Consider the following 11,198-nt stretch of genomic DNA (forward strand, 5'->3'; position numbering starts at 1 on the left):
GAGCGCGCGCTTCACTGGTATACGGCATCATTGTTTCTGATTCTTGCCTTATCCGGTCTGCTGTTGATGTACGGTAAGTACATCATGAAACCCGTTGTGCCTTACGGAGTCTGGGATTTCGTTATTGCAGCATCTAAGGTATCGCACAACTATCTGGGTCCGCTGTTTGTGATTGGTCTGGTCGCCATGTTGATCAAATGGATGAAGAACAACTTCTTCAACAAAGTGGATCTGGAATGGTTCAAACAGGGCGGCGGTATACTGCCAAACGGAAAGCACCCTCAAGCAGATTTCTGTAACGGGGGCGAGAAAATCTGGTTCTGGCTACTGGCAACGGCAGGGGTAACAGTATGCGTGACCGGTTTGATTATGGATTTCCCTATATTCAATCAAACCCGAGAACTGATGATGGTGGTCAACATCCTCCACGGTATTTCATCGCTCGGATTGATCGCCGCTTCGCTTGGGCATATCTATATCGGTACGGTCGGTACAGAGGGGGCTCTGGAAGGCATGAAAACCGGTTATGTAGATGAAACGTGGGCAAAGCAGCACCACAACATTTGGTTTGAAAGAGTCAAAAAGCAGGAAGGCGAAAGCCAGCAATTAAAATAAACAAGAAGCCCCTTTACGGGGCTTCTTTCATTTAGTCACGCAGCCGCCAGATAAAGACAGCAGTAATACAACCCGCTACACAAAGAGCAGCTGTGATACCAAACAGTCCGTTACCTTCGAATGCATCAATGGCATACGCAAATACAGGTGGACCGATGGTTGCGCCTAAATTTCCTAACTGAGCAATTGCGCCATTTCCCATCGCTCGTTCTGATTCAGTTTGGGATAAGTACGGGATCAAGGTAAAAGAAGCGCCTTGCACCATACCCGAGAACAGCATCAGTACCACTGCCGCAGCGACAAAGTAAAACTCCTGATGTTGTAACTTGATGGTAGAGAACGTCGCTAAGGCAATAGCGATATACGCAACAAACAACAGAACAGGCGCTTTCAAAGAATACTGAGTCAGGGCACCCGCCAGAAAAGTACCAAGAATACTCACCAGCGGGAGTACAACGAACAGCAGGCTTCTTATTTCTTCATTAGCCGATGTTCTCGGAATAAACGTAAGAAGCGCCACAAACATGAAGGTGTGGAAGAAAAACACAACACCTGGGAAACACGTTCTGGGGTTCAGATAAACTCGAATTGTCGTCTGAAAAAGCGCATACAGGCTTCCTATGCCGCCTCCTTCACCATTTTGATTACGAGGGTGGTGTAAGACAAAGAACACGATCAAAGGAATGGACAGCAATGCATGACCAAGAAACAGCCCAGAAAGACCATACACAGATAGAATTTGATTTCCGAGCCAACCTGTAACGGCAAACGCAACTCCGAAAAATGCCCCCCAGATCCCCATAACCAGAGAGTGATGCTTTTTCTGCGCCTGTTGAAGCATAAGAGTGGGGGCGGCAATCACCACACCCAAATGCGATGCCCCTTCGATAAACCGACTCATAAGCAAAACTGGGTAGCTCGGAAGTGAAGATTGAAGCAGAGAAAGACCTCCACCGATAAGTAAAGAACCTATAAGGACTCGGCTGTAGCCTATTTTTCCAGACAGCACGCCACCAATCACACCCAGAACCAGCCCAACCATGCCCACAACTGAGAGCAGAGTACCCGCTGAAGCTCCATCAATCTGGTAAGCCGTGAGTAAGTACTCGTAGGATATGGAAAACTTGGCAAACTGCATTGCCGCAAATATTCCCGCAAACCAGAGAAAAGCAATACTCAACCATTGGGTTTGATTCAGGGTTCGGGTATCAGCCGTGTCACAAGAAACGCTACTCATAAATAGTTAACCACCTGCATGTTTTTGGAGCGACACAATTCAATGTCGCTTTTTCTCCAATGTACATGGCGATGACTATTTTTTATGAGATTTAGATATGATTATCAAATCAACCAACTGGCATTTTTAAAATGACGCGAGTGAAGTTTTCTGGCTCCGACTCGATTCGGATCGAACCATGCAGTTTCTGCATAACAAACTGAGCAATAGTTAACCCCAGGCCAGTTGCGTTCTTCTTGCCATTATTGGTGTAAAACGGTTCAAAGACTTTAGCCAGAACCTCGCTATCCATACCAGTTCCGTTGTCTTCTATCAGCAGACGTACATACTGGTCGTCCGCGCGGGTCGAAATACTAATGTAAGCACCTTGTTGATCTTTGCGATCAATCGCGTCGATTGCATTTCTAAACACCAGCTCCAGCACTTTTCGCAACATGTTTCTGTTGCCCGTCACCATTAAGTTCTCGTCCATCTGATTTTCTACCGAAATCCCTTCAGGGTTTAAGAAGGCATCATCCTTAGAAAACGCGCTCGACAATTTGAAAGGCGTGAGTCTGGCATCGAGGGATTTATCGGCAAACACCCGCAGGCTTAGTAACACGTCTTTCACTCTCATCAACCCGGATTCTGAATCCGAAATAACGGACTGAATGTCTTCAAGAATCTCGCTGATATCGGTTTCTTCATAGTAGATAGCGACCACTTCGTGCTTAGCTTCATTGTTAGGTTCCATAAATAACTGCTTGTGTAATTCCAACAGTTCCAGAATGGAATCAATGTACTGCTTTAGAGGTTCGAAATTTCCCAGCGTAGAACTGATTGGGTTATTCATTTCATGCAGCAACCCGACAGCAATGTTACTGAGCGAAAGCATTTTCTCGGACTGAATCTGCTCTTCGTTATCATCTTTGATGTGCGCCAGTGACACCTGTGCCTGTTGGAATCTTTGGTTTACTTCTGCCATGGCGTAACGGCGTTCAAGACGCGAGTGCAATTGATGCGCGACTTCTTCGAGCACTTTCAGGTTGGTAACGGTAAGCAAATCCAGATGCTTTTGCTCGATAAGACAAACCAGAGCGTATCTGACTCGTTCATAAATACTGATGGGGAAGAGCAGTATGGCAGCACCACCAAATGCACTGTGAATTGGGGCAGGCGGGTCAAGATTAACCAAAGGACGCGTCGTTAGCTTTTCAATCGAGACATTGGTTTTGAGTGTTTGACTGTCGTTTTCACTCGCCAGCGACAACGCTTTATCTTTAAGCTGGAAAACGTTCTGCACCAGTCGCTCCTTGGACACGTCGTAAAGAAACGCATGCTTTGCCGAACAGAAATTGCTGATGGCTTCGATAACGAGCGCAAGAAACGTCTTCTCGTCTGCATTCTTTGTGTCTGAACGCCCGACCTGATGGAGCATGGTTAACCGGCTCTGAAGCATGGCTTCGTTTTCATTCATAGCGCTGTGGCGCTCTACATCTCGCTGGAAATAGAACTGGAATATATTCTCCGGAGTGGTTGTGAGGCTTAAACAGTGATCAACACCTGACATGGTCAGCGTTTGGGTAAGCTCACCGTCAAAAATAACCCAAATGGTCATGGTTTTTCTGCCTAGCGTACTTCTTGCGTATTGGCAGATCTCAGGAATGTCATCAAAACTATCAATATTACAATGCAGGATAGCGATATCTGGTTCAAACGAACGAATGGATCGCATGACTCTTCTGGACGGGGTGTGCTCAATGGTGACGTTGGCTGCACTATTCACAAACTGAAAAGTGTTTTTGAGCTCTTCAGACAGCAAAACCTTAACAGACATATTTTCCCAAATTCATATAGTTGGACTATATTTTAGAATAGTAAAGAATACGGAAATGCGCTCAGGAGAAATGGCAAATGGCAACAATTCGTCTTTTGTACTATAGCGAAGCAACCAAAGAGATGTCTTTAGCGGATTTGAAAGAGATTCTTGGCACAGCCAGAGACAACAACTCTTCACAGGATATATGCGGCATGCTCTGCTACGACAACCAGTTCTTCTTACAGGTTCTGGAAGGAGACAGTGAAGAAGTGAGTGAACTTTTTATTAAGATTGGTCAGGATGTTCGCCACGACAGGGTGGCTATTATGTCGGTACAGCAGATAGAGAAGCCGGCGTTCCAGAATTGGCAGATGGGTTATGCAGGGTCAAGTGAGTTGCTGCAGTCTCTGCTACAAGAGCTCAACCTTGACGCTTTTGAACCAGACAAACTCACGCCCAAACAAGCTGCCGAGATTTTATACAAGCTCTCAAAAAGCCAGACTGAAGTGTAAACCACTCTGCGTGAGTGACGCGCAGAGTTTGCACCAATTTGATCAACCCAACCGGGTGCAATCTCACCATAATAGTGCACCTGAGTATTCGCATCTTTTGAATTCATTCCTCCTCAATAATATTTTTATTATTTATAACAATACCTTAAATCATTTTTAACGAATCCAATTCTCTTTGGAATGATCCTTGCGTTGTAGCTGACAATTATCTTTCCCTGATTTGGGGAATAAGACTCAGAGTGCACAGGAAGCGTGCAAAAATAATAAAGGAGTAGTTAAAGATGAGTAATACCGTTGCGGACGTGCAGGGAGCAGTCCACACACTCACTCAGAGTTCAGATACCTTATTTCTTCTTCTCGGTGCCATCATGGTTTTCCTTATGCATGCAGGCTTTGCTTTTCTTGAAGTGGGTACCGTGCGTAAAAAAAATCAGGTCAACGCCTTAGTAAAGATTCTTGCGGATTTCGGAGTGTCTGCCATTGCTTATTTCTTTATCGGTTACTGGATGGCTTACGGTGCCAACTTCTTTGCCGATGCGGAGACATTATCGGCGGGCAACGGATACGAGCTGGTTAAATTCTTCTTCTTACTTACTTTTGCTGCTGCCATTCCAGCCATCGTATCTGGCGGTATCGCAGAACGTGCTCGCTTTTATCCGGTACTGATTGCGACCTTCTTTACGGTTGGTCTGGTGTACCCGCTATTTGAAGGCATGATCTGGAACGGTAACTTTGGTCTTCAGGATTGGTTTGAATCCTCATTTGGCGCAGGCTTTCATGATTTCGCTGGCTCTGTTGTGGTTCATGGTGTAGGTGGCTGGATTGCGCTGGTGGCGGTTATTTTCTTAGGCATGCGTAACGGCCGTGTAAGGGCAGGGAAGCATACCAACTTTGCGCCTTCTAACATTCCGTTTCTGGCACTTGGTGCGTGGATCTTATGCGTAGGCTGGTTCGGGTTCAACGTGATGTCAGCTCAGACTCTTGAAGGAATCAGCGGGCTGGTCGCTATGAACTCTCTGATGGCGATGACAGGCGGTATTCTCACCGCATTGGTTGCAGGGCGCAATGACCCGGGGTTCATCCACAATGGTCCTTTAGCCGGGCTGGTGGCCGTTTGTGCAGGTTCCGACCTGATGCACCCAATTGGCGCACTCATTACAGGTGGTGTCGCGGGCGCGATATTTGTTTACCTGTTTACCTACCTTCAGAACAAAACCAAAATTGACGATGTACTGGGCGTCTGGCCACTGCACGGTGTTTGTGGTGCATGGGGTGGTATTGCTGCCGGTATTTTTGGTCAGAGCAGTCTTGGCGGTTTAGGTGGCGTAAGCTTAACTGTGCAGGTTCTGGGTACGGTTATCGGAATCGTGGTGGCTCTGGTTGGTGCAGCCATTGTTTACGGCATACTCAATGCAGTGACAGGTCTAAGACTGTCTGAAGAAGACGAATTCAATGGTGCAGATTTGGCGATTCACAAAATCGGTTCAACCAGTGAAGACTAATCTGAAATCAGGTTCAAAAATAAAACATTCTTCAGAAGGGCGACGATAGTCGCCCTTTTTACGACTATGGTCTAGCGCCATACCCTTTTTACCATTGTGTCTTTAGTGCTAAGGTTAGGGGACATAATTACAAGGATGTGTCGTATGAACTTCCCCTACAGAAACATTGTGATTCTCACTGGAGCAGGGATATCCGCCGAATCAGGCATTCAGACTTTCCGAGTTCAGGATGGGCTATGGGAAAACCACAGAATTGAAGATGTGGCGACCCCTGAAGGGTTTCAGCGTAACCCTGAACTGGTGCAAGAGTTTTACAACCAAAGACGCAGAAAACTGCAAGATCCCGCTATAAAACCGAATACTGCGCACGAAGCGCTAGGAAAGCTGGAAGCACAACTGGACGGTAAAGTCACCGTTATCACCCAGAACATAGACAACCTTCACGAACGTGGTGGCACCAGGAACATCATTCACATGCACGGTGAACTGCTTAAAGCGCGATGCAGTGAATCGAATCAGGTGGTGGATTGCTCTGAAGACATCCTATCTGGCGATCTTTGCCACTGCTGTCAGATGCCAACTCAGATGCGACCTCACATTGTTTGGTTTGGCGAAATGCCGCTCCGAATGGGCGAAATCTATCTGGCACTCGAAGAGGCCGATTTATTTATTTCGATTGGGACATCCGGTGTTGTGTATCCAGCTGCGGGCTTTGTCCACGACGCAAGAATGCATGGTGCACACACCATCGAAATTAACCTTGAACCAAGTGCGGTCGAAAGTGAGTTCGAAGAAAAACGCTATGGAAAAGCGAGCATTGAAGTACCAAAACTGGTCGAAGAGTTATTAAGCGAACCCGACGCATTGCGTGCTCATGCGTAATCAACTTCTTTAGTGGAAGATATCAGAGACGGCAGGCTTGTATGAGCCTGCCTTTTGTTTGTCGCTACTACTTGTTTTAACAACTGACAAAGACAATCAGATTTCTATTGTCAGCTCTTTGCCATCACGGCGAACCTTCATCGTTAACTCGCCTTTGGGTACAGTTCGTATCAAATCACCCAGTTGACGTATTTCAATAGGCTTGTAGTGTTTTCCATTCGCTTCCAAAACCACGTCGCCATTTTGCAGCCCGTATTGAGCCAGCCTTTCTTCTGGGTTGTAGAAGATCTCTAACTGCTCATTGGAAAAACGCACATAAATCAGTCTTTCCGGCTGCTGCCAGGTTTCTTCTATAGAAGTCGCGTCATAACAGAACATGAGCTTGTTTGGCATAAAAGCAAAGCGATCAAATCGCGAGAAAAAGTCCATGCCAACCGCATACTGGCTAATGTTCGCCGACACTTCAATCTCACCCAGAGGCATCCCTTCGAAATAGAGATCTTTCACTATGTAACTGTGTTCCTCTTTAAAACCATTCGCATCATAGGAGAGTTGTGGCTCAGGGTTTTGATATATCGATTTGGTTTCCTGCTCAAGCAACTGAATAAAGTCCTCTCCAAACCGGGAGTCCGTCGCACCAGTATCCGTCATAACGGTCACATCAAGATCCTCGTAGTTCATGACTAGCCAAGGGGCACGGTTGTATGTATCTGAATAGCCAACACACTGCTGAAACTCTGCGGCATTAAGGGCGTAATCGTATGCAAAAAGCTGATTCGAACGGTTGTCTTTGAGCCAGGTGAGTTTTCGGAATGTGTCAGCGCCTAAAATGCCGTCTATCTGGATGCCGTTACCTTCGGCGATAACATCAAATTCAAACCCAATCCACAGGTCATGGTCGTGAATGACTTTGTCACCAATTGACATTTCCACCGGTTCAAAAAAGGAGAAGCGATCGGGTTCTACAACACCGGAAACCCCAGTGATGTTTCCAAAATCTCGACGAAGAATAGGTGGAAACGTGTCTAGAGATACCTGCTTAGTAATTTGTCTGGCAACGTCGGGATCAATGAAAGTGACGCTTGCACCTGTATCCAGCAGAAAGTGATAGCGTTTTCCATCGATAATCACGGGAACGATTAAGGCATCAGAAGAGGGCTGCGACGCAGTCATCACAGGAGAATGTTTGGTTTCGGTTGGAAGGGAGGAACAACCCGATACTAAACCAATTCCTAAAAGTACAGACAGCGAAGCATAAGTTTTTGATTGAAGTAATTTCATTTGTATTGTTGTTTTATTATTCGGAGAATTAAAACTAATACAAAATATAATCCGCCTCAATCACTTGTTAACTACATTATCAACAAGTGCACAAAAACTTAAAAAGAATAATTGAACTGGGAACTTATTGGGCTAATCCAGAGCCAATGAGCCATTGTTGATGGCAGCAAAGCGATTCACGTCCTTGATATGTTCTAGCATTTCGGTTTTGCAGTAGTTATCAGAACTGGAGTACAAAGCAACGAGCTCTTCAACGAGCCCATTCAACTCGCAAGGGACATTCAGATTTCCTGCCAATTGGTTGGTGCCGTGATCGATTTTGTGTTCTGGCAGCTGGTTAAGTGATTCCTGTGCTTTGCTATGAACTATGTCTAGATGAAAGTTCTTAAGAGAGATGAGTGAATCTCTATGAGGATGATACTTGCTGGATTGCAGGGCTCGAATATCAGAAAGAAGCTGCTTTGCAAGTTTCATAAGCTCACGATAGGTTGTCGGGACTTTGAAGTCGTATTTATTGTTGTCCATAACCAGCTCCTTTGATCTTTTCTTAGAGTTTTGTTCTTGTTATGAACTTTTACTGACACAAATAACGAAACGATCACTGAAAGCTCAATTTTTATACAAATATTTTTCCTGTATAAGAATTGAGTTTGTATATGGTTGAAAAGAAATAAAAAAGAGCGGGGGAAATCCGCTCTTCTTGTCTTGATACTTTTCTAAAATCTTTAAGTGACTTACAGGTTCACTTTAAGTTTCTGGAAGTATTCTTCATAGAGTGTGCTGGCTTCGCCCACTTCATCTTGCCATTCGCCACTGTCCATCACCTCTTGAGGAGGGAAGATGCTCGGGTCATTCGCAAACTCTTTTGGCAGTAGAGGGTAAGCTGATTTCACTGGTGTTGGGTAACCAATCTCTACCGCTATTTTCGCTGCGTTTTCAGGGCGAAGCAGGAAGTCTATCATCTTGTGTGCGGCTTCGATGTTTTTCGCACCACTTGGAATCGCTAAGCTATCCATCCAGAAGATGGTGCCTTTTTCTGGCCACACGATGTCGATGGTTGCACCTTCCTGGCGTGCCATGTACGCCGAACCGTTCCAAAGCATGCCCAGTGATGTTTCACCAGCCAGGTAAGGGTTCGCAGGGAAGTCTGAGTTAAACACCAATACGTTCGGCATCAGCTTTTTCAGCTCTTCGTACGCAGCTTTGATTTCATCTGGGTTTGTGGTGTTTGCGGAGTAGCCCAGCTTAGTTAACGCAATGTGGAAGACTTCACGGGAGTCATCCATCATCATTAGCTGACCTTCCCATTTGGTGTCCCAGAAATCATCCCAGCTTTTCACGCTGTCTTTGTCTAGCATGTCTGAGTTGATGCCAATGCCCGTCGCACCCCAAATGTATGGGATAGAGTAGTCATTGTTTGGATCAAAAGGCTTGTCTAGGTAGTTAGCGTCGAGATCAGCAAAGTGAGACAGCTTTTCTTTGTCGATTTTTTGCAGCATCTTCTCTTTGCGCATCTTAGATACAAAGTAAGTAGAAGGCACCACAAGATCGTAACCTGAACCCTGAGTCTTCAACTTGGCATACATGCTTTCGTTAGACTCGTAAGTAGAGTAGATAACTTTAATTCCGGTTTCCTTGGTAAAGTCTTCTAAGACTTCGCTTGGGATGTATTCGGACCAGTTGTAGAAATACAGTTCTTCGTCTGCAGCAGAAGCGTTGAAAGAAAGGATAGATGCAGCACTGATAAGACCAGCAAACAGCTTAGAGCAATTTTTCATTGTTTCCCTTTATCTGTTAGTGGGAGAGTGTCGTGGCACGTGTTATGTGTAACTTGAGTATATGTGCTCAACCTCTCAAAATTAGGTGGCAGAATTGTACTCCAGTTTGTGAAGAATGAAAAAGGGCAATCGAAATTGCCCTTAGAAATAACATTCAGATGATATTTTATTGACCAGCTTTTAGCTTCATAAAGTACTCTTCATACTTCACTGTCTTATCGCCGACCGCTGCCTGCCATTCCACTCGGTCTAAATCTTCCTGAGAAGGGAAGAGTGGCGACACGTCTTTAAACTTCTCGTTAGACTCTTTTACCGCGGTTAAATAGCCTGCGTTTTTTGAAATTTGCTCTGCGACTTCAGGACGAAGCAGGAAGTCGATCATCTTATGCGCGGCATCCACATTTGCTGCACCGGAAGAAATAGCAAAGTTATCCACCCATCCAATACCACCTTCTTTCGGGAAGATCAGTTCTAACGGCAAACCTTCAGCCTGCGCAGCGGCAGCTGAACCATTCCAGAGCATACCAACACCCACTTCACCAGACAGGTAAGGCGCGGCTGGGTTATCTGAGTTGAACACCAGCACGTTTGGCATCAGTTTTTGCAGCTCTGCATACGCTTCATCGATTTGCTTTTCATCGGTGGTATTACCGGAATAGCCGAGCTTACGCAGGGCAATGTGGAACACTTCACGAGTGTCATCCATCAGCATCAACTGACCTTCCAAATCGGAATTCCATAGGTCGCCCCAGCTATTAAACTGGCTTGCATCATACATGTCGGTATTCACCGCTAAGCCCGTAATAGCGACAACATGAGGAATCGAGTAGTCGTTGTTTGGGTCATAAGGCTTATCGAGGTAGTTGGTATCGAGTTTGTCGAAGTTAGTTAACTTGGACTTATCAATTTTCTGCAACATACCTTCATCGCGCATTTTGGAAACAAAATACGTCGACGGAACCACCAAATCGTAACCTTTATTGTGGGTTTTCAGCTTGGCATACAAGGTCTCGTTCGACTCGTAGGTCGAGTAAATCACTTTAATGCCTGTTTCATCGGTAAACTGTTTTAAGAGATCGCTCGAAATATACGGTCCCCAGTTCATGAATACCAATTCTTTGTTTTCGTCCGCTTGTACTGATTGAGTCAGTAAAGAAAGCGCACATGCACTACCAGCTAAAAAAGTAGCCCATTTTTTCATTAACGTTAGCTCCAAACTAAACGGGATAAGAAAACAGCGCAGTCAAACACTGCGCTGTCGAATGAGTAAACTAGGTATATCTTTCTAATTTACTTCACTTTTTCTCTTGCAAGCAATTGTGAAATCACAACCAACACAAGAGATACCACCAACATCACAGTTGCCAGTGCATTCACTTCTGGCGAGATGCCGACTTTAACCATTGAGTAGATCTTCAATGGCAGAATTTCGTACGTTGGGCCAGTGACAAATGAACTGATGATTACGTCGTCCAGAGACAGCGTAAAGCTCAACAGCCAACCCGCCGCAACCGCTGGTTTCGCCAGAGGCAGGATGATTTGCTTTAGAATCACCCATTCGCTCGCACCCAGATCTTTCGCCGCTTCCAGCAT

The 11,198-nt window shown here is 45.5% G+C and carries 11 protein-coding genes; 4 read left to right on the forward strand and 7 right to left on the reverse strand.

What is annotated here, in order from left to right; all coding sequences use genetic code 11:
• Positions 1 to 615, forward strand: a 615-nt coding sequence (locus RH89_RS06620; protein WP_004400459.1) for a formate dehydrogenase subunit gamma, incomplete at its 5' end; no start/stop codon positions are given.
• Positions 616 to 646: 31 nt separating this feature from the next.
• On the opposite strand, the gene RH89_RS06625 is transcribed toward RH89_RS06620, so the two are convergent.
• Together RH89_RS06625 and RH89_RS06630 are read right to left on the reverse strand one after the other, a co-directional pair.
• A complete protein-coding gene (locus RH89_RS06625) occupies positions 647 to 1,852 on the reverse strand; it encodes an MFS transporter (RefSeq protein WP_004400460.1) in 1,206 nt (401 codons plus the stop codon).
• Between the two features lie 109 nt (positions 1,853 to 1,961).
• A complete protein-coding gene (locus RH89_RS06630; RefSeq protein ID WP_004400461.1) occupies positions 1,962 to 3,668 on the reverse strand; it encodes a sensor histidine kinase in 1,707 nt (568 codons plus the stop codon).
• A gap of 77 nt (positions 3,669 to 3,745) precedes the next feature.
• On the opposite strand from RH89_RS06630, the gene RH89_RS06635 reads away from it, so the two are divergent.
• The 3 genes from RH89_RS06635 to cobB all read left to right on the forward strand — a co-directional run bounded on the left by RH89_RS06635 (position 3,746) and on the right by cobB (position 6,546).
• Positions 3,746 to 4,162 carry a BLUF domain-containing protein gene (locus tag RH89_RS06635; protein WP_004400464.1) on the forward strand — a complete coding sequence of 139 codons (417 nt, stop codon included), beginning with the start codon at positions 3,746 to 3,748 and terminating at the stop codon, positions 4,160 to 4,162.
• Between the two features lie 281 nt (positions 4,163 to 4,443).
• On the forward strand, positions 4,444 to 5,664 hold the full coding sequence (locus RH89_RS06640; RefSeq protein ID WP_004400470.1) for an ammonium transporter: 1,221 nt from the start codon (positions 4,444 to 4,446) through the stop codon (positions 5,662 to 5,664).
• A gap of 144 nt (positions 5,665 to 5,808) precedes the next feature.
• The gene (gene cobB / locus RH89_RS06645; protein WP_004400471.1) at positions 5,809 to 6,546 is read left to right on the forward strand and encodes a Sir2 family NAD+-dependent deacetylase; all 738 of its coding nucleotides are present in this window, start codon (positions 5,809 to 5,811) and stop codon (positions 6,544 to 6,546) included.
• 96 nt (positions 6,547 to 6,642) lie between these two features.
• Here the strand turns inward: cobB and RH89_RS06650 are convergent, their stop codons facing one another.
• The 5 genes from RH89_RS06650 to RH89_RS06670 all read right to left on the reverse strand — a co-directional run.
• Positions 6,643 to 7,827 (reverse strand): aspartyl protease family protein, encoded by a 1,185-nt coding sequence (locus tag RH89_RS06650; protein WP_004400472.1) that lies wholly within the window; start codon positions 7,825 to 7,827, stop codon positions 6,643 to 6,645.
• 132 nt (positions 7,828 to 7,959) lie between these two features.
• Complete coding sequence (locus RH89_RS06655) at positions 7,960 to 8,352, reverse strand: hypothetical protein (protein ID WP_004400473.1); 393 nt, start codon at positions 8,350 to 8,352, stop codon at positions 7,960 to 7,962.
• 209 nt (positions 8,353 to 8,561) lie between these two features.
• The gene (locus RH89_RS06660; protein ID WP_004400474.1) at positions 8,562 to 9,605 is read right to left on the reverse strand and encodes an extracellular solute-binding protein; all 1,044 of its coding nucleotides are present in this window, start codon (positions 9,603 to 9,605) and stop codon (positions 8,562 to 8,564) included.
• A 166-nt stretch (positions 9,606 to 9,771) separates the two neighbouring features.
• Positions 9,772 to 10,806: an extracellular solute-binding protein gene (locus RH89_RS06665; RefSeq protein ID WP_004400475.1), complete on the reverse strand. Its 1,035-nt coding sequence runs from the start codon at positions 10,804 to 10,806 to the stop codon at positions 9,772 to 9,774.
• An 89-nt stretch (positions 10,807 to 10,895) separates the two neighbouring features.
• Positions 10,896 to 11,198 (reverse strand): ABC transporter permease subunit (locus RH89_RS06670; RefSeq protein WP_004400477.1); only part of this gene is annotated, 303 nt, incomplete at its 5' end.

Source organism: Vibrio nigripulchritudo ATCC 27043 (assembly GCF_000222685.1).
GTDB classification, from domain to species: Bacteria; Pseudomonadota; Gammaproteobacteria; order Enterobacterales; family Vibrionaceae; genus Vibrio; species Vibrio nigripulchritudo.